Genomic DNA, 18173 nt, shown 5'->3' on the forward strand with positions numbered 1-18173 from the left:
GAGTGGGGGCGGCGTGCCCCCAACAACCTGTCGGCGCGCGCCCGCACCGTCATACAAGGTGCCAGTGCCTGTTGCCCCGCGCGGTTGCTTAGCCTGGGGCGTATGACCCCTCCCTTCGCCGACCCCGACCCCGAGACCGGCGCCGCCGTCAAGGCCGCCGACCGCGCTCACGTCTTCCACTCCTGGTCCGCGCAGGGCCTGATCGACCCGCTGGCGGTCGCCGGAGCGGAGGGCGCGTATTTCTGGGACTACGACGGCAACCGCTACCTGGACTTCACCAGCGGCCTGGTGTTCACCAACATCGGCTACCAGCACCCCAAGGTCGTCGCCGCCGTCCAGGAGCAGGCCGCCAAGCTGGTCACCTTCGCGCCGGCCTTCGCCCTGGAGCCGCGCTCCGAGGCCGCCCGGCTGATCGCCGAGCGCACCCCCGGGGACCTGAACAAGATCTTCTTCACCAACGGCGGCGCCGAGGCCGTCGAGAACGCCGTCCGGCTCGCCCGGCTGCACACCGGCCGCCCCAAGGTGCTGTCCGCGTACCGCTCCTACCACGGCGCCACCGCGGCCGCGATCAACCTGACCGGCGACCCGCGCCGCTGGGCCTCCGACACCGGCGCGGCCGGCGTCGTCCGCTTCTGGGCGCCCTTCCTCTACCGGTCGCCGTTCCACTCCGAGACCGACGAGCAGGAGCGCGACCGCGCGCTGCGGCACCTGGAGGACACCATCGTCTTCGAGGGCCCGCAGACCGTCGCGGCGATCGTCCTGGAGACGGTGCCCGGCACGGCGGGGATCATGGTGCCGCCGCCCGGCTACCTGGCGGGAGTGCGCGAGATCTGCGACCGGTACGGGATCGTCTTCGTCCTCGACGAGGTCATGGCCGGCTTCGGCCGCACCGGCAGTTGGTTCGCCGCCGATCAGTTCGACGTCGTCCCCGACCTGCTCACCTTCGCCAAGGGCGTCAACTCCGGCTATGTGCCGCTCGGCGGCGTCGCGATCAGCGAGGAGATCGCCGCGACCTTCGCCACCCGCCCCTACCCGGGCGGCCTGACCTACTCCGGCCACCCGCTGGCCTGCGCCGCCGCCGTCGCCACGATCCGGGTGATGGAGGACGAGGGCATCGTGGAACACGCCGCCGCGCTCGGCGAGAACGTGCTCGGTCCGGGGCTGCGGGAGCTCGCCGAACGCCACCCCTCGGTCGGCGAGGTGCGCGGCCTGGGCGCGTTCTGGGCGCTGGAACTGGTGCGCGACCGGGAGACCCGTGAGCCGCTGGTCCCCTATAACGCGGCGGGCGAGGCGAACGCGCCGATGGCGGCCTTCGCTTCGGCCTGCAGGACGAGCGGACTGTGGCCGTTCGTCAACATGAACCGCACCCATGTGGTGCCCGCCTGCACCATCACCGAGGCCGAGGCCAAGGAGGGCCTGGCGCTTCTCGACGCGGCGCTGTCCGTCGCCGACGAGCACACCGTCCAGGGAGGGTAGCGGCGCGCCGCCGCGGGAAACCGGGCGCCCGTTTTCCCGCGTCCCCCGACCGGGAGAACAGGGGAAGCGTGTACGACACGGGGGAGCCGGAGCGGTCGGCGGATGCGGCGCCGGGTTGGCACGTGGCGGCCGGCGCCTTGTGCGCCGTGGGCGTGTACGTCGCCACGGGGTGGGTCGCCCGGTCGTGGCGGGACTGCCCGCTCGGCAACGACGCGAGCAACTACCTCGGGCTGAACCTGCTGATGCCCGTCGCCTGGTGCTGCATGTTCCTGCTGCTGGTGCTCCTCGGGCTCGTGCTGCGCAGGTGGCCGCTTCCCGGCGGCGCCTCCGCCTGGCTCGCGCTCTTCGTGGCCGTCGGCGCGCTGACGCTGCTGTACCGGGTGGGGATGGAGTGGCCCTCCTTTCCCGCGGACCGCCCCTGCATGGACGGGTTCCCGGTCTTCCCCTTCTCGGGAAGACCGGCCCGTACAACGACGGCTGACCGCAGCCCGGTGCGGCGGGCCAGGTGAGTGAGCCGTGTCACAGGTGCGGGCCGTCCGCTCGCATAAGGTGTGGCGGAGCCGTACGCGCGGCCACACCTGTAGGGAGGCACCGGGCATGCCGGAAGGCCCAGCGGTCGGAACCGTCCGACGGAGCAGTCTGCGGCAGCAGATAGCCGACGCGCTGCGCGACGAGGTGCTGACCGGGCGCATGACCGCGGGGCGGCACTTCACGGTCAAGGAGATCGCGGAGTTGTACGGGGTGTCGGCCACCCCGGTCCGCGAGGCCCTGGTCGACCTGACGGCGCAGGGGCTGCTCGACGTCGAGCACCACCGGGGCTTCCAGGTGCGGCGCTTCACGGACGCGGAGTTCCGTTCCATGGTCGAGGCGCGCACCCTCGTCGTGGAGGGCATCTTCCGCCGCGTCGCCGCGCGCGGCATGCGCGAGGTCGATCCCCAGGAACTGGCCTCCGTACGGCGCCGGGCCGAGGCCGCCGCGCGCGCCTCGCGGGCCGGCGAGCTGGAGGTCCTCATCGGCTACGACATCCGCTTCTGGCGGGAACTGACCGCGCTGGCGGACAACGCCCACGTCGCCGAGTTCCTCGACCGGCTCCGCATCCAGACCTGGGCCTACGCGGTCCCCTACCTGCGCGGTCGGCCGGACCTGGCGGGTCTGTGCTGGTCCGGCCACGTCTCCCTGGTCACCGCGATCGAGGAGCGGGATCCGGAGACCGCCCGGCGCGTCGTCGAGGAATTCGACGACCACTCCCTCACGCTCATGCGGCGACTGACGACGGGCCGGTAGGAACGGCCGCCGCCCACTACGCTGGTCCGACCACGCACGGAAGGACTTGGAGCGCCTGTGGCCTGCGACTTGTGGCTGGTTCCCCTGGTGGACGTGCTCTGCCACAGCCCCGACAACCCGTTCGCCGAGGAGATCGCCCGCTATGACCAGGCGCTGAACGACGCCGGCCTGCCCCCGGTGCCCGTCTACGCCTACATGCCGGGCCTGTCCGGCGACGTGGCCCCGGTCGCGGGCTTCGACTACGACGCGCTGCACTTCCTGCGCCGCGCCTACCTCCTGCACATCCAGGGCCTCGCGGTCACCCCGGTCGACGAACTCGGCGGCGACTACGAGCAGTTGCTGGAGATGTTCGAGACCACCGCCCAGCAGTCCCATCTTGTCTGGCACTACGACCACGCGGGTGCGTACGTCCCACTCGACTTCGCCCATCCGCTGGTCACCGACGAACTCCTCGACGCCGGCGGTCCCTTGGGATCCGCGCACGGCCTGCTGCGCGAACTCGAGTTCGTCGCTCCGGTGATCGGCATCGACCCGCTGAACCCGCCGCCCGCACCGCAGCCGCCCATCGGCCCCACCGAGCTGGAGGAGCCGGCGGCCCCGCCCGCTCACCACGACGGCAGCCCCTTCGCGCGGGAGCGCCACGTGTGGCTGGGGCTGCACGCGGCGGCGACGCGGGCGCTGGGCCAGGGCTCGATGATCGTCTTCGGCTAGGCCGCGGCCCGGGGCTGCCGCCCACCGGGAACGCCTGCGAGGGGTCGCGGGCGTTCCCGGGCGGCGGTCAGCTCGCGCGCGGGCCCTCAGGGGGGCGCTGCCGCGGCATGCTCGGCCGTCCGCCGGGCAGTTGCGGGAACCGGCCGCCGCCGGCGCCGGCGCCCTCCGTGAGCCGCGGACCCCCCGACCAGGTGAGGGACTGGGTCCGCAGCGGCGCGGCGCCGGCCCGGAAGTCCACCATCCAGTCGGCGGTCTCGCAGCGCACGAGGTCCGAGACCTCCTCGCTGAAGCGGCGCAGCACCGAAAGGCAGCGCTCCGCGGCCTCGGCCGCGGTGCCCTCCGTCGGGCCGAGGACCTCGCGGACCGACTCCGACGCCCAGTCGAAGCGCAGCACCTCCAGGCGGCGCTGTACGGCCTGCGCGGTCGCCATGTCCCGCATCCACCCGGCCGTGAGCCCCAGGTAGCGGTCCAGCCCCACGCACACGACGGCCAGCAGCAGGGCGGCGTACGCCCAGCGGACGCGGCCGTCCGCGCCCATGACGGCGAGGACGGCGCCGGTTGTCGCGAAGAGGGCCGCGCCGACCCGCAGCGACCGGGCCCAGCGGCGCTTGCGCAGGCGGTCGGCGAGGTACCACTCGACGGTGCGCAGGGCGTCCGCCTCCACCCAGCGGTAGAGCTCCTCCAGCCGCTCGGCCGGCTCCCCCCAGTCGCCGAGCGGGAAGGGCAGCGGCCGCAGGTCCTCCCGCCGGTGCAGCGCGCACCGCTTCGGCTTCTCCGGGGACACCTCCTCGGGATACATGTCCGGCTCGCTCACCTGCACGCTCCCTCGCGACTTCCGATGACGAGGCACCTTCTTACCGCCGAACGGCTGACCGTGCGAGCGTCATCGGTACGAATCCGCCCTTACGAGCCGCTTGATCAGGTATGGGGCCCGGCACCGGGCCACCCGAAAGAGTGGCCGGGCCCGGCGGCGACCGACCTGCGAGGCGGTCGCCGCCAGCCGATACCCTGGGCAGCGTGAACGTCCTTGTCATCGGCGGCGGCGCCCGCGAACACGCCCTGTGCCGTGCCCTTTCCCTCGACCCCGACGTGGACGCGCTGCACTGCGCGCCCGGGAACGCCGGCATCGCCGAGGTGGCGCGGCTGCACGCGGTCGACGCCCTGGACGGTGAGGCCGTGGCCGACCTCGCCGAGCAGCTCGGCGCCGACTTCGTCGTGGTGGGCCCGGAGGCCCCCCTTGTGGCGGGCGTGGCCGACGCCGTGCGTGCCCGGGGCATCGACTGCTTCGGCCCGTCCGCGCAGGCTGCGGCCCTGGAGGGCTCCAAGGCGTTCGCCAAGGACGTGATGGCCGCGGCCGGCGTGCCGACCGCCCGCTCCTATCTGTGCACCACGCCCGCCGAGGTGGACGCGGCCCTGGACGCCTTCGGCGCCCCGTACGTCGTGAAGGACGACGGTCTGGCCGCGGGCAAGGGCGTCGTGGTGACCGGCGACCTGGAGGCCGCCCGGGCGCACGCCAACTCCTGCGAGCGCGTGGTCGTCGAGGAGTTCCTCGACGGCCCCGAGGTCTCGCTGTTCGCCGTCACCGACGGCGAGACGGTGGTCCCCCTGCAGCCCGCGCAGGACTTCAAGCGCGCCCACGACGCGGACCAGGGCCCCAACACCGGCGGGATGGGCGCGTACAGCCCGCTGCCGTGGGCCGACCCGCGGCTGGTCGAGGAGGTGGAGCGCACGGTGCTCCAGCCGACCGTCGACGAGCTGCGCCGCCGCGGCACCCCCTTCGCCGGACTGCTGTACGCGGGGCTGGCGATCACCTCGCGCGGTGTGCGGGTGATCGAGTTCAACGCGCGCTTCGGCGACCCGGAGACCCAGGTCGTGCTGGCCCGGCTGCGGACCCCCCTGGCGGGCCTGCTGCGCGCTGCGGCGACCGGCCGGCTGGCGGACCTCCCGCCGCTGCGGTGGAGCGACGGGGCCGCGGTGACGGTCGTCGTCGCCGCCGAGAACTACCCCGGCACCCCGCGCACCGGCGACCCGATCGCGGGCCTGGACGAGGTCGCGGAGCAGGACGAGCACGCCTACGTGCTGCACGCGGGCACCAAGGCGGACGGGGAGGGCCGTGTGGTGAGCGCCGGCGGCCGTGTCCTGTCGGTGACGGCCACCGGCGCCGACCTGGCCGAGGCCAGGCAGCGTGCCTACCGGGCGGTGGGGCGGATCGAGCTGAAGGGCTCGCACCACCGTTCGGATATCGCAGAGAAGGCCGCCCAGGCCTGAATCAGCGGGCAAAGCCACTCCAAGGGGTGATGGCTTCGCCATCCTGCTGACGCGAGCCCACAGCCCAACTACTGTGCCCGGCAAGCGCACTGCGGAAGCCCGCGAGCGCTGCACCATCGGCCCTACCGGCATTGCGGTGTCGGTGGGCGGTGCGACAGTGGGGGCATGCAGTCGCGTCAGCAGCTTGGGGGTGAGCACACCGTTGGCCGGGGAAGGTGAGGGGCATGCGCGATCGCACGCGCGCGCCGTCCTGCGCATCCGCGGCGCCGCGCTGGCGGTAGCTCTGCTGCCCGCCGCGGTGGCCGTCGTGCTGCTGGTCGGCGGTGCCACCGGCCACATCGTCGGCGACGCGTCCGAGGTGCTGCGCTGGGCGGTGGTCGCGGGCGCGCTGCTCGTGCTGCTGCTCGCGGCCGGCGTCGCGGCGGTGATCGTACGGGCCAGGCCGGCCGTGAGCCCCACGGTGGCGGTCTCCGAGGCGTCCGCGCCCGATCTCTACCGCATGGTGCGGGACCTGGCCGTGCGCCTGCAGGTGCCGGCCCCCTCGGCGATAGAACTGACCCCGGACTGCGACAGCTGGCTGGAGGACCGCACCCACCGCACCCAGGACACCACGCGCCGCCCCCGCCGCAGGCGGCGCGGCGGGGCGCCCGAGGCGCCCACCTTGGTGATCGGCTCTCCGTTCATGTGGTGGATGCGGGTCGCCGAGCTGCGCGCCCTGCTTGCCCCGGTCGTGGCGGGCACGGGGCCGGCGGCCGATCCGGACATCGCGGCCGCCCGCCGCTTCGTGCGCGGTCTGGACGCCGCCGTCGGCGTGGCCACCGCGGCGCGGGAGCCGTCGAGGGCCGGGTTCCTGCGCCGCCCCGCGTACGGCTTCCTGGGATGGGTCGCCAAGCTGCTGCTGCGCGGCTGCCGGGCGCACGCCGCGGAGATGGAGCGCGCGGTCGCCGCAGCCGCCTCCGAACGGGCCCAGGCCGTCGACTACGGGCTGCGCATCGTCGCGCAGGAGCAGGTGGGCCTGGCCTACGCGGGCTGGGACCGGCTGCTGACCCGGGTGGCGCTGCCGGCCTGGCGCATGGGGCGCTGGCCCTCGCGCCTCGACGCCGGCGTGGTGGCGGCCCTCACCGAGCTGTCCCGGCGGGACCGGCTGGCCGAGGGCTTCGAGACGCGGCTGGGCGAGCGCCCGGCCTGCGATCTGCTGGAGGAGCCGGGCACGGTCGACGAGGCGGCCTCGCTGCTCGCCGCCCGGCTGTTCCACGGCGGGCCGCAGCGGTCGGGCCCGGAGTGGGCCCCGGTCGGCTGGGACACCTATCCGCAGGAGGTCGTGGACCGCATCTGGCGCAGCGACGCCTCCCGCCTGGTCACCGTCCTCGACGAGGCGCATGAGCCCGCGGGGGTCGCCGGGAGCCGGCGCATATCCGTGGCCTCCGGCGGTTCCCGGAGCGCGGTGAGCGAGCGCGAAGAGCCGGGACGAGCGACCCTGGCCCGGGTGGTGGAACGGCTCTCCTCGGGTGGCGGCGAGGAGCTGGCGGCCCGGATCACCCGGCACGTCGCCCGTGAGGAGGCCGGTCGCGCTGCGGCCGCGCGGGAGGGGGCCGGCTTGGCGCCGCCCGAGGGCCCTTACACGCCGGTCTATCAGCTTCTTCCTCCGCGGACCGGTCGTGAGCTGCTCACCGATCATGTGACCGCGATGGTCTGCTGCGCCGCGGTGGACACCGCGGGCGCCGCCCCGGGGCTGGACTGGCTGGACGGACCGGCACTGCTGGTCGGCGGGGTGCGGCGGGGAGATCTCGCCTGGCCGGTGCTCCGGCTCGTGGAGAACGGGGACGCCGCCCCCCTGCGTTCCTGGCTCAGTGCCGTGGGCGTGCGCCCCGAGAAGCCGATACGGCTCATCTGACGGAAAGTTTTACGGCGTTTGTGCGCCCCGGCGTGAAATCCTCGCGATAATGCGCCACGAAAAGTAACTAAAACAGCGCACAGTGTGATGTGCTGGACGTGCGTACGCGCACACCACCTCGGGGGACAACGAGGAGGGGACATCGTGGTGAAGGAGCAGGTCCGCCGCTGGCAGTCCGGGGCACTGGCGCACGGGGTCACAGACCCGTTCGGGCAGGGCCCGGTGCCGTGGCTGCGCGGTGCCGTGCAGTATCTGGACGACACCGGCCAGGTCGTGCCCTGGTACGTCGATCTGGCGGCCATCCGCGGGGAGCCGGGGGATCTCCCGGGCGAGTCCGCCGGACGCGCGCCCCGCGTGCCCGGCCCGCGTGTGGCGGACGACGTGCGGTGCCAGATCAAGGGCTTCGCGCCCGGCTCCTCCGTGGCCCCCGGCGACGCCATCGACTTCCGGATCACCGTCGACCCGCCGCAGAGCTACGGCGTCGACGTCTACCGGATCGGGCACTACGGCGGGGACGGAGCCGCCCAGCTCACCTCCAGCCCCCGGCTTTCGGGGATCGTCCAGCCCGCGCCGCTCGCCGCCGGGCGCACGGTCTCCTGCCACCACTGGTGGCAGTCCTGGCGCCTCCAGGTCCCCTCGTACTGGAAGTCCGGCGCGTATGTCGCCGTCCTCACCACCCAGGACGGCTACCGCAGCCACATCCCCTTCACCGTCCGCGACGAGCGGCCCGCCGACCTGCTCCTGCTGCTGCCCGACGTCACCTGGCAGGCGTACAACCTGTACCCCGAGGACGGCCGTACGGGCGCCAGCCTCTACCACGCCTGGGACGAGGAAGGCCGGCTGCTGGGCGAGGAGGAGGCCGCGGTCACCGTCTCCTTCGACCGCCCCTATGCCGGCGCCGGGCTGCCGCTGCACGTCGGCCACGCCTACGACTTCATCCGCTGGGCCGAGCGCTACGGCTACGACCTCGCCTACGCGGACGCCCGCGACCTGCACGCGGGCCGGATCGACCCCTCGCGCTACCGGGGCCTGATCTTCCCCGGCCACGACGAGTACTGGACGGTCCCCATGCGGCGCGCCGTCGAGGCGGCCCGGGATGCCGGCACCTCCCTGGTCTTCCTGTCCGCCAACACCATGTACTGGCAGACCGAGCTGGGCCCCTCCCCGTCAGGCGATCCCGACCGGCTGCTCAGCTGCCGCAAGCGCCGCGGCCACCCGCCGGGCCGCAGCGCGCTGTGGCGCGACATGGGCGAGCCCGAGCAGCTGCTGATCGGCGTGCAGTACGCCGGCCGGGTTCCCGAACCCTCCCCGCTGGTGGTGCGCAACGCCGGCCACTGGCTGTGGGAGGCCACCGGAGCGGAGGAGGGCGAGGAGATCCCCGGACTGGTCGCGGGCGAGGCGGACCGCTACTTCCCCCGAACACCGCTGCCCGACTACATGGAGCGGATCCTGCTCGCGCACTCCCCGTACGAGGACTCCGCCGGCCGCCGTGTCCACCAGGAGACCTCCCTGTACCGGGCCCCGGGCGGGGCCCTGGTCTTCGCCTCGGGCACCTTCGCCTGGTCCCCGGCGCTGGACCGCCCGGGCCACATCGACCCCCGCATCCAGCGCGCCACGGCCAACCTCCTGGACCGCATCTGCAAGCACGACTGACCCCGCGTCGCGCCCGGCGGCCACGGGTGCGGGAGAATCGGGATCCGAACCGCCGATCGGGGAGGACCCATGTCCGGATTCGTCCACAAGCCCGAGCCCGCGCACGTGCCGGGCCTGGTGCACCTGCACACCGGCAAGGTGCGCGAGCTGTACCGGAACGAGGCAGGAGAGCTGGTGATGGTCGCCAGTGACCGGATCTCCGCGTACGACTGGGTGCTGCCCACCGAGATCCCGGACAAGGGCCGCGTCCTGACCCGGTTGTCGCTGTGGTGGTTCGACCAGATCGCGGACCTGGTGCCGCACCATGTGCTCTCCACCGAGCTGCCGGAGGGCGCCCCCGCCGACTGGGAGGGGCGGACGACGATCTGCAAGCCGCTGGACATGGTTCCCGTCGAGTGCGTGGCACGCGGCTACCTGGCGGGCTCCGGGCTGCTCGAGTACAACACCGACCGCACGGTGTGCGGGGTCACCCTCCCCGAGGGCCTGGTGGACGGCTCCGAGCTGCCCGCGCCGATCTTCACCCCGGCCACCAAGGCCGAGGTCGGCGAACACGACGAGAACGTCAGCTACGAGGAGGTCGCCCGCAAGGTCGGCGCCGAGACCGCGGCGCAGCTGCGCCAGAGCACCCTCGCGGTCTACGCCCGGGCCCGGGACATCGCCCGCGAGCGCGGCATCCTCCTGGCGGACACCAAGTTCGAGTTCGGCTTCGACGGTGAGGCGCTGACCATCGCCGACGAGGTGCTGACCCCGGACTCGTCTCGCTTCTGGCCCGCCGAGCTGTGGGAGCCGGGCCACGCCCAGCCCTCCTTCGACAAGCAGTTCGTGCGCGACTGGCTGACCTCCGCCGAGTCCGGCTGGGACCGCCGCAGCGAGCAGCCCCCGCCGCCCCTGCCGGAGCGCGTGGTGGAGCAGACCCGCGCCAAGTACATCGAGGCGTACGAGCGTCTCACCGGCCTCAGCTGGTAGTCCGCCGCGGCCGTGCCGTGCCCGTCGCGTGCCGTGCCCGCCGGTCGAGAGGACCGGCGGGCACGGCACGCGGGTGCCGGCGGGAAGGGCGTCAGGCGCCGGTGGGACAGGCGCCAGGCGCCGGTAGGACGGGCATCAGGGTCGGTGGGACAGGCGCCAGGGGCGAAGGAAACCCGTCGTCCCGGGAAGACCGAAGGCCCCGGTCGTGACGACCGGGGCCTTTCTCTGAGCGGACGACGAGGCTCGAACTCGCGACCTCAACCTTGGCAAGGTTGCGCTCTACCAACTGAGCTACGTCCGCCTGCTCCGCGCGTTCCCGTGCGGTGCGACACCTACTATAGCCAACCCTCGGGGCCTTGGGCACACACCCCGGCCCGGCGGGTCCGCGCTGCCGGGCGGCGTACCGCGGACGAAGGGGACGTGCCGCGGGCGAGGATCTGCCCAGGGCCTGCGGCCCGCCCCCGCCGCGCGCCGGGCGGAACGGCCGACGACGGACCCGGCGGGGCGCCGCAGGGCCCGTCGCCGGCATGGGGACGCCCGCGCCGAACCGGTCGCCGCATGGGCCGCGGCACCGGTGGCCGAGTGCGGGGAGGGTGCGGCGCGGTGGCGACCCGGTCTTCGGGCCGGGCAGTCAGGGGGCCAAGCTGTGGTGATGGTCACACCTTCGGACGCCGGCCCTGACCGCGGCCCGGGCCCCCAGGACCACGCGGCGGGCGCGCCCCGGCCGCGGCGCCACGCGAACCCGGTGCCACGCGTACGCGGAACACACGCAAGCACGCCCGCGCGGAAGCACGAAGAAGGCCCCGGTCGGTGATCCGACCGGGGCCTTCCCTCAAGAGCGGACGACGAGATTCGAACTCGCGACCCTCACCTTGGCAAGGTGATGCTCTACCAACTGAGCCACGTCCGCACGGCGACTACTCTACCCGATCCTCAGGACCGGTCGAGCAACCAGAGCGGGTGACAGGAATCGCACACTGCGCCTTCCCCCTGGAAGAGGGATGTTCTGCTACTGAACTACACCCGCGTGGCCCGGGAGCCGGCCTTTCGGCCCGCCCTCGGCGTGCTCAGACTCTAGCGGATCAAGGGGGGTGGCTGTCCAATCGCTTCTTCCGGGTGATTCCCGGGCGGCGCCCCGGCGTTTCCGGCGGCCGGGGCGCGGGCGGATCAGCCGGCCTCGGCGTACGCCTCGTAGAGCTTCTTCGGAATGCGGCCGCGCGGCGGCACGTCGAAGCCCCGGGAGAGCGCCCAGGCGCGCACGGCGGCCGGGTCGGGGGCAAGGGAGGTGTGCTTGAAGGCCTTGCCGAGCCGGCTCCGGCGGCGGCCCGCCTCGACGTACGGAGTGAGCGCCTCGCGGAGCTGCTGGGCGTTGCCGGCGGACAGGTCGATCTCGTAGGACTTGCCGTCGAGGCCGAAAGAGACCGTTTCCGTCGCTTCACCGCCGTCGAGGTCGTCGGAGAGCGTGACCAGTACGCGTTGCGCCATGGATGCCGGTCCTTTCAATGGAGAAGGCCCAGGGGCCTGCGTTGGCCTCGTTGTTGTACCGAAGCCCCATGGCCGGGGTCAATGCTTTCCCATTTACCGGTCCGCATATTTTCGCCGGTCGTGCTCGGTTTATTCCTCCGGATGTCCCGCCGGCAATCCGGCGGACGGATATTCCGTGACCATTCTGGAATATCTACCCGCGTAGATTCTGTGGCGGGGTACGGTGGGAACATCTCACCGCAGCACACCACCGGGAGTGACCGTGGCACGCGTCGTAGTCGACGTCATGCTCAAGCCGGAGATCCTCGACCCCCAGGGCCAGGCGGTGCAGCGCGCGCTGCCGCGCCTCGGGTTCGAGGGAATCGCCGACGTCCGCCAGGGCAAGCGTTTTGAGCTCGAACTTGAGGGTCCGGTCGACGACGCCGCCCTCAGCCGTATCCGAGAGATGGCCGAGACCTTCCTCGCCAACACCGTGATCGAGGACTTCACCGTGAGGGTGGAGTCGTGACCGCACGTATCGGTGTCGTCACCTTCCCCGGGACGCTCGACGACCGGGACACCCAGCGGGCCGTCCGGCTCGCCGGCGCCGAACCGGTGGCGCTGTGGCACCGTGACAAGGATCTCCACCAGGTCGACGCCGTCGTCCTGCCCGGGGGATTCAGTTACGGCGACTATCTGCGGGCAGGGGCGATTTCCCGCTTCTCGCCGGTGATGGAGTCGGTCATCGCCGGTGCCAAGGACGGTCTTCCGGTCCTGGGTATCTGCAACGGCTTCCAGGTGCTCACCGAGACGCATCTGCTTCCGGGCGCGATGTTGCGCAACAATCACCTGCACTTCATCTGCCGGGACCAGAGGCTGCGCGTCGAGAACAACTCGACGTCCTGGACGGCCGATTACGAGCAGGGCCAGGAGATCAGCATCCCGCTGAAGAACATCGACGGCCGCTACGTCGCCGACGAGCGCGTCCTCGACGAGCTGGAGGCCGAGGGCCGCGTGGTGTTCCGCTACGCGGACTGGAACCCCAATGGCTCGCTCCGGGACATCGCCGGCATCACCAACGCCGCGGGCAATGTCGTCGGTCTCATGCCGCACCCCGAGCACGCCGTCGAGTCGCTGATCGGGACCGGCCGCACCGACGGCCTCGGATTCTTCACCTCGATCCTCAAGAAGCTGGTTCACGCGTCATGACACTCGATTCCGTGAAGCACGCCACCGAGACTCCGGACGCCGAGCAGCCGTGGGCCGAACTCGGCCTGAAGCAGGACGAGTACGAGCGCATCCGCGAGATCCTCGGTCGCCGTCCCACCGGTGCCGAGCTCGCCATGTACTCCGTCATGTGGTCCGAGCACTGCTCCTACAAGAGCAGCAAGATCCACCTGCGCCAGTTCGGCGAGAAGGCCCCCGCCAACGACGCGCTGCTCGTCGGCATCGGTGAGAACGCCGGTGTCGTGGACGTCGGCCAGGGCTACGCGGTCACCTTCAAGGTCGAGTCGCACAACCACCCGTCGTACATCGAGCCCTACCAGGGCGCGGCCACCGGCGTCGGCGGCATCGTCCGCGACATCCTCGCCATGGGCGCCCGCCCGGTCGCCGTCATGGACCCGCTGCGCTTCGGCGCGCCGGACCACCCCGACACCAAGCGCGTCCTGCCCGGCGTCGTCGCGGGCGTCGGCGGCTACGGCAACTGCCTGGGCCTGCCCAACATCGGCGGCGAGGTCGTCTTCGACCCCTGCTACCAGGGCAACCCGCTGGTGAACGCGCTCTGCATCGGTGTGATGAAGCACGAGGACATCCACCTCGCCAAGGCCTCGGGCGCCGGCAACAAGGTCATCCTCTACGGCGCCCGCACCGGAGGCGACGGCATCGGCGGCGTCTCCGTGCTCGCCTCGGAGACCTTCTCCGACAGCGGCCCGGCCAAGCGCCCCGCCGTCCAGGTCGGCGACCCCTTCCAGGAGAAGCTGCTCATCGAGTGCACCCTGGAGATCTTCAAGGAGAAGCTGGTCGCCGGCATCCAGGACCTCGGCGGCGCCGGCCTGTCCTGCGCCACCTCCGAGCTGGCCTCGGCCGGCTCCGGCGGCATGCGCGTGGACCTGGAGACCGTGCCGCTGCGCGACGCGACGCTCTCGCCGGAGGAGATCCTCATGAGCGAGTCGCAGGAGCGCATGTGCGCCATCGTCGAGCCCCAGCACGTCGACCGCTTCCTGGAGATCTGCGAGAAGTGGGACGTCATCGCCACCGTCATCGGTGAGGTCACCGACGGCGACCGGCTGGAGATCTTCTGGCACGGCGAGCAGATCGTCGACGTCCCGCCGCGCACCGTCGCCCACGAGGGCCCGGTGTACGAGCGCCCCTACGCCCGCCCCGCGTGGCAGGACGCGCTCCAGGCCGACGACGCCAACAAGCTGCCGCGCCCGCAGACCGCGAAGGAGCTGCGCGAGCAGGTCCTGACGGTGGTCGCGCACCCGAACCAGGCCTCCAAGGCGTGGATCACCGACCAGTACGACCGCTTCGTGCAGGGCAACACCGTGCTGGCACAGCCGGAGGACTCCGGCATGATCCGCATCGACGAGGAGACCAACCTCGGCGTCGCGGTCGCCACCGACGGCAACGGCCGCTACGCCAAGCTCGACCCGTACACCGGCGCGCAGCTGGCGCTCGCCGAGGCGTACCGCAACGTCGCCACGAGCGGTGCGAAGCCGCTGGCGGTCTCGGACTGCCTCAACTTCGGCTCGCCCGAGGACCCGGCCGCGATGTGGCAGTTCGCCGAGGCCTGCCGGGGCCTGGCCGACGGCTGCCTGGAGCTGGGCACGCCGGTCACCGGCGGCAACGTCTCGCTCTACAACCAGACCGGCGACGTCGCCATCCACCCGACGCCCGTCGTGGCGGTGCTCGGCGTGATCGACGACGTCACGCGCCGCACCCCGGTCGCCTTCAAGGACCAGGGCCAGCTGCTCTACCTGCTGGGCGACACCAAGGAGGAGCTGGGTGGCTCCGCCTGGTCCCAGGCCGTCCACGACCACCTCGGCGGACTGCCGCCGGCGGTGGACCTGGAGCGCGAGAAGCTGCTCGGCGAGATCCTCATCTCGGCCTCCCGGGACGGCATGATCGACGCGGCCCACGACCTGTCCGACGGCGGGCTCGTCCAGGCCGTCGTCGAGTCCTGCCTGCGCGGCGGCAACGGCGCGCGCCTGGTCGTGCCGGACGGCCTCGACCCGTTCGTCTTTCTGTTCTCGGAGTCGACGGGCCGGGTGGTCGTCTCGGTGCCGCGCAGCGAGGAGCTCCGCTTCACCGACATGTGCGGTGCGCGGGGTCTGCCCGCGACGCGGATCGGTGTCGTCGACGGCGACGCGGTGGAGCTGCAGGGCCAGTTCAGCATCTCGCTGGACGAGCTCCGCACGGCGCACGAGGGCACGATCCCGGCCCTCCTGGCCTGATCCGTCCGCCTGCCTTCCGCAAGCGCCCCCGCGCCACTCGGCGCGGGGGCGCTGCGCTGCGGCCGTCCGCTCGGCCGGCCGGCCCGCATGATCGCGACCGGCGGTACTGTGCGTTGCGCAACCACCGTTACGACGAGGGGTCAACGATGCACGAGTACAAGGTCGTCAGCTTCCGTGAGTCGCTGGTAGGCGACGCCATCGACGACGACAAGCTGGAGAAGACGCTCAACAAGTACGCCGAGGACGGCTGGCACCTCAAGACGATCACCGCGGCCGACGTCAAGGGCCGGATCGGCCCGGGCGCGGTGGGCGGTCTGCTGCTCACCTTCGAGCGCCCGCGCCAGGCCTGACCGCCGGGGTCGGGGTGCGGGCCGGGGCCGGCGCGTAGGCTGCGGACATGCCGCCCACCGCCCGCAAACCCCGCACCTACGACCCCGCCAGGACCCGCGCTGCGCTCACCGCGCAGGTCGGCCACGTCCTGGGGGCCGCCCGCGGACTGACGGAACAGCAGCTGCACGCACCCTCCGGGCTGCCGGGGTGGGACGTGCACACGCTGGTGGTGCACATCGCCCGGGAGGTGGAGGCCGTCGCCCGGGTGCTGGCCTCGCCCGCCCCGGCCCGGGCGGACCTCGATCTCACCCTGTGGGCGCGCTCCACGGAACGCATCGCCGGCCCGCTGGACGCCGACGCCCGCGAGACGGCCGCAGGGACCGCCGACGCCGCCACGCGCCTGGAGGAGGCCGCCCACGGGCTCGCCGGGGTGCTGGACGAGGCGGTGGCGCCCGGGCGCCTGGTGGCGATCACCCTCGGCGCGATGCGGTCCACGGACTTCCTGGTGACCCGGCTCGTCGAACTGGTCGTCCACAGCGACGACCTCGCCCGGGCGACGAACGCGCCCGTCCCGCTGGAGCGGCAGGCCGTCGCCGCCGTCGTACGGCTCCTCGCTGACACCCTGGCCGTCGCCGCGCCCGGCAACTCCGTCGAGGTCCGCGTCCCGCCGTACGCGGCGGTGCAGTGTGTCCCCGGCCCCCGTCACACCCGGGGCACCCCTCCCAACGTCGTCGAGACGGACCCGGTGACCTGGATCCGCCTCGCCACCGGCCGTACGTACTGGGCCGACGCACTCGCCTCCGCCGCGGTCTTCGCGAGCGGCGAGCGCGCCGACCTCGCTCCCTACCTGCCCCTGCTGGGCTGAGGCGGCCGGGCCTGCCCCTGCTGGGCTGAGGCGGCCGGGCCTGCCCCTGTTGGGCTGTGGCGGCCCGGGCGCTCGCATAATGCGCCTGTGACCTCCGCAAAGTCCCCGGCACGCATACCGGCCCGCCCCTGGCTCTCCGCCGACGCCCGCCGCTGGGCGGCCGTGCGGCCGCCCCGCTGGGCCGCGCCCCGGTGGCCCGCGGCGGCGCTGCTGGCATCCGTGATCGCGGCGATCGCCTGCGCCCCCTATGAGCGGTGCACGGCGTCCGCGCCGTGCGGACCCATGTGGCTGGACGCGGTCGGCACCATCGCCTTTTTCGTGCACATGGTGTGGCTGCTGGTGCTGCCCGAGGCGGCGCTGGTGTCGGCGCCGCTGCTGCTGCTGTCGATGGCTGATCCGGACATGTGGGCCGGTGGTGCCGCCGAGCGCCTGGCGGACACGGCGGTACTGGCCGCGCTGTGCTGGGGCTGGGCCGCGGTTCTCGCGCGGCTGCGGGTGCGCCGTACGCAGCGGGCGCTGGCCCTGGAGGCGGCCGGTGGTCTCGTGATGCCGGTCCCGGAGTCCGCGGCGCCGGCCGTACGGCGCGGTGTGCTTCGCGTGGTTGCCGGGCTGGTGGTCCTCGTGGCCGCCGGGGGAGCCGCCGTCCTCGCGATCGCCGACGACCGGGCCGACGAGCGGCACGCGGCGGTGGCGCGCACGGTCGGCGCCATCGTCGTCTCCGACGACGCAGAGGATCGTCTCGTCGTCCGGTTCGGGGACGGCAGCCGCCATGACGTCGATGTGGCGTTCCCCGAGGACTACGACCGCGGTGCCCACGTCCCCGTCCTCGTCGACGGGGAGTGGACGCGGCTTGCCGCGGAGCCGTACCGCGATCACTTCGGACTGCAGCTCCTGGCGGTGGCGGGCGGCGGAGCCGCCGTCAGCCTGCTGCTGTCCGGGGTGCTGACGGCGGCTCGCGCGGCGGCCCTGCGGCGGGGTGCTGCCCCCGCTCTGCGGGTCTTCGTGCGGGGAGGAGGTGGCGGTAGCGCGGTCCATCCTTTCGACGGGGCGGATGGAGAACCCGTCCTGACGTACGCGTCGAGCGCGTACCGCGGCGCGCCGCGCGGCGAGGCCGTGCTCTACGGCCTCCCGTGCGAAGGGGCCGAGTTGGTGCTGCTGGGCACGACCACGAAGGGTCGGGCGGTGGTCGAGACGACCGTGGCCCCGGCCCGCCCGTGGTCGCCGTCCCATCCGCAGGACCGCGACCGGCGGGCGCACGCCGAGCACCGCCGGAAGGCCGAGGCGGAGATCGCCGAGGCGGCTGCCGCAATGGGGCCGGGTGCCGCTCCGGCGCGCTGGGACGGCGGCCCCGCGGTCCGCATCGCGGGGGCGTTGGGGCTGCTCTGCGAGGTCCTGTGCGTCGCCGCGGTGGTGCGCGGGGGACCCAGCTGGTGGCAGTGGGCGCTGATGGTCCCTGGTGCCGCGGCACTGGCGAGCGAACTCCTCTCCGTGGTCCTGTGGCGTGTCACCGCCGACGCCACCGGGCTCCGGGTCCGACGTCATGCGCGAACGCGGCACGTTCCATGGGAGACCGTCACGCGCGTCGTCCTGACTCGCGAGGGCGTGCTGTTCGTGCGCCGCACCACGGGGGCGGACGACGTACGCCTGGGCGCGGTCTCCTTCCCGGCCTCGGGGAGGTTCCGAGGCCGTCCGACCCGCCCCGCGCGGGCCGCGGCCGAGCTGACGGCCATGGTCCGCGACCCCGCACTTCGCCCAGGGCCGCACCTCTGACTGCCCCGGACCGCACTTCCGACCAGCCCTGACCGCG

The 18173-nt window shown here is 73.1% G+C and carries 16 protein-coding genes and 3 tRNA genes; 14 read left to right on the forward strand and 5 right to left on the reverse strand.

Annotation, left to right across the window (positions count from 1 at the left end; all coding sequences use genetic code 11):
• Nucleotides 1-102 precede the first annotated feature (102 nt).
• From ACRWND_RS15520 to ACRWND_RS15535, 4 genes are all read left to right on the forward strand, one after another.
• A complete protein-coding gene (locus ACRWND_RS15520; protein ID WP_431949535.1) occupies nt 103-1476 on the forward strand; it encodes an aspartate aminotransferase family protein in 1374 nt (457 codons plus the stop codon).
• A 68-nt stretch (nt 1477-1544) separates the two neighbouring features.
• Nucleotides 1545-1985 carry a hypothetical protein gene (locus ACRWND_RS15525; RefSeq protein WP_431949537.1) on the forward strand — a complete coding sequence of 147 codons (441 nt, stop codon included), beginning with the start codon at nt 1545-1547 and terminating at the stop codon, nt 1983-1985.
• A gap of 88 nt (nt 1986-2073) precedes the next feature.
• A complete protein-coding gene (locus ACRWND_RS15530; protein ID WP_431949539.1) occupies nt 2074-2760 on the forward strand; it encodes a GntR family transcriptional regulator in 687 nt (228 codons plus the stop codon).
• 57 nt (nt 2761-2817) lie between these two features.
• On the forward strand, nt 2818-3471 hold the full coding sequence (locus ACRWND_RS15535) for a hypothetical protein (protein WP_431949541.1): 654 nt from the start codon (nt 2818-2820) through the stop codon (nt 3469-3471).
• Nucleotides 3472-3538: 67 nt separating this feature from the next.
• Here ACRWND_RS15535 and ACRWND_RS15540 read toward each other — a convergent pair whose 3' ends face one another.
• Nucleotides 3539-4285 carry an SLATT domain-containing protein gene (locus ACRWND_RS15540; protein ID WP_431949543.1) on the reverse strand — a complete coding sequence of 249 codons (747 nt, stop codon included), beginning with the start codon at nt 4283-4285 and terminating at the stop codon, nt 3539-3541.
• A gap of 203 nt (nt 4286-4488) precedes the next feature.
• Here ACRWND_RS15540 and purD point away from each other — a divergent pair, with 203 nt between their 5' ends.
• The 4 genes from purD to ACRWND_RS15560 all read left to right on the forward strand — a co-directional run bounded on the left by purD (nt 4489) and on the right by ACRWND_RS15560 (nt 10252).
• Nucleotides 4489-5739 (forward strand): phosphoribosylamine--glycine ligase, encoded by a 1251-nt coding sequence (gene purD, locus ACRWND_RS15545; RefSeq protein ID WP_431949545.1) that lies wholly within the window; start codon nt 4489-4491, stop codon nt 5737-5739.
• A 190-nt stretch (nt 5740-5929) separates the two neighbouring features.
• A complete protein-coding gene (locus tag ACRWND_RS15550; RefSeq protein ID WP_431949547.1) occupies nt 5930-7633 on the forward strand; it encodes a hypothetical protein in 1704 nt (567 codons plus the stop codon).
• 144 nt (nt 7634-7777) lie between these two features.
• On the forward strand, nt 7778-9286 hold the full coding sequence (locus ACRWND_RS15555; protein WP_431949549.1) for a N,N-dimethylformamidase beta subunit family domain-containing protein: 1509 nt from the start codon (nt 7778-7780) through the stop codon (nt 9284-9286).
• A gap of 69 nt (nt 9287-9355) precedes the next feature.
• Nucleotides 9356-10252, forward strand: coding sequence for a phosphoribosylaminoimidazolesuccinocarboxamide synthase (locus tag ACRWND_RS15560; RefSeq protein ID WP_431949550.1), 897 nt, complete (start codon nt 9356-9358; stop codon nt 10250-10252).
• Between the two features lie 228 nt (nt 10253-10480).
• Here the strand turns inward: ACRWND_RS15560 and ACRWND_RS15565 are convergent.
• The 4 genes from ACRWND_RS15565 to ACRWND_RS15580 all read right to left on the reverse strand — a co-directional run bounded on the left by ACRWND_RS15565 (nt 10481) and on the right by ACRWND_RS15580 (nt 11737).
• A tRNA-Gly gene (locus tag ACRWND_RS15565) sits at nt 10481-10553 on the reverse strand.
• A gap of 536 nt (nt 10554-11089) precedes the next feature.
• Nucleotides 11090-11162 (reverse strand) — tRNA-Gly (locus ACRWND_RS15570).
• 45 nt (nt 11163-11207) lie between these two features.
• Nucleotides 11208-11279, reverse strand: a tRNA-Gly gene (locus ACRWND_RS15575).
• Between the two features lie 140 nt (nt 11280-11419).
• The gene (locus ACRWND_RS15580) at nt 11420-11737 is read right to left on the reverse strand and encodes a histone-like nucleoid-structuring protein Lsr2 (protein WP_431949552.1); all 318 of its coding nucleotides are present in this window, start codon (nt 11735-11737) and stop codon (nt 11420-11422) included.
• Nucleotides 11738-11999: 262 nt separating this feature from the next.
• Between ACRWND_RS15580 and purS the strand changes: the two genes are divergently transcribed.
• From purS to ACRWND_RS15610, 6 genes are all read left to right on the forward strand, one after another.
• Nucleotides 12000-12245, forward strand: coding sequence for a phosphoribosylformylglycinamidine synthase subunit PurS (gene purS, locus ACRWND_RS15585; RefSeq protein WP_431949554.1), 246 nt, complete (start codon nt 12000-12002; stop codon nt 12243-12245).
• Nucleotides 12242-12925: a phosphoribosylformylglycinamidine synthase subunit PurQ gene (purQ, locus tag ACRWND_RS15590; protein WP_431949556.1), complete on the forward strand. Its 684-nt coding sequence runs from the start codon at nt 12242-12244 to the stop codon at nt 12923-12925. The genes purS and purQ overlap by 4 nt, the downstream gene beginning before the upstream one ends.
• Nucleotides 12922-15171, forward strand: a complete 2250-nt coding sequence (gene purL, locus ACRWND_RS15595) for a phosphoribosylformylglycinamidine synthase subunit PurL (protein ID WP_431949558.1) — start codon at nt 12922-12924, stop codon at nt 15169-15171. Before purQ ends, purL begins: the two co-directional genes overlap by 4 nt.
• Nucleotides 15172-15317: 146 nt before the next feature.
• Entirely contained in the window at nt 15318-15521 is a 204-nt protein-coding gene (locus ACRWND_RS15600) for a DUF4177 domain-containing protein (protein ID WP_431949560.1), read from the forward strand.
• A 47-nt stretch (nt 15522-15568) separates the two neighbouring features.
• Nucleotides 15569-16366 (forward strand): sterol carrier family protein, encoded by a 798-nt coding sequence (locus tag ACRWND_RS15605; protein WP_431949562.1) that lies wholly within the window; start codon nt 15569-15571, stop codon nt 16364-16366.
• 87 nt (nt 16367-16453) lie between these two features.
• Complete coding sequence (locus tag ACRWND_RS15610; RefSeq protein ID WP_431949563.1) at nt 16454-18136, forward strand: PH domain-containing protein; 1683 nt, start codon at nt 16454-16456, stop codon at nt 18134-18136.
• The last annotated feature ends 37 nt before the right edge of the window (nt 18137-18173 follow it).

Source organism: Actinacidiphila sp. bgisy167, assembly GCF_965342175.1.
Lineage (GTDB): Bacteria > Actinomycetota > Actinomycetes > Streptomycetales > Streptomycetaceae > Actinacidiphila.

Coding starts and splice junctions, on each gene's coding strand:
- ACRWND_RS15600 (WP_431949560.1), top strand. CDS start 15,318: ATGCACGAGTACAAGGTCGTCAGCTTCCGTGAGTCGCTGGTAGGCGAC.
- ACRWND_RS15560 (WP_431949550.1), top strand. CDS start 9,356: ATGTCCGGATTCGTCCACAAGCCCGAGCCCGCGCACGTGCCGGGCCTG.
- ACRWND_RS15520 (WP_431949535.1), top strand. CDS start 103: ATGACCCCTCCCTTCGCCGACCCCGACCCCGAGACCGGCGCCGCCGTC.
- ACRWND_RS15580 (WP_431949552.1), bottom strand. CDS start 11,737: ATGGCGCAACGCGTACTGGTCACGCTCTCCGACGACCTCGACGGCGGT.
- purL (WP_431949558.1), top strand. CDS start 12,922: ATGACACTCGATTCCGTGAAGCACGCCACCGAGACTCCGGACGCCGAG.
- ACRWND_RS15605 (WP_431949562.1), top strand. CDS start 15,569: ATGCCGCCCACCGCCCGCAAACCCCGCACCTACGACCCCGCCAGGACC.
- ACRWND_RS15530 (WP_431949539.1), top strand. CDS start 2,074: ATGCCGGAAGGCCCAGCGGTCGGAACCGTCCGACGGAGCAGTCTGCGG.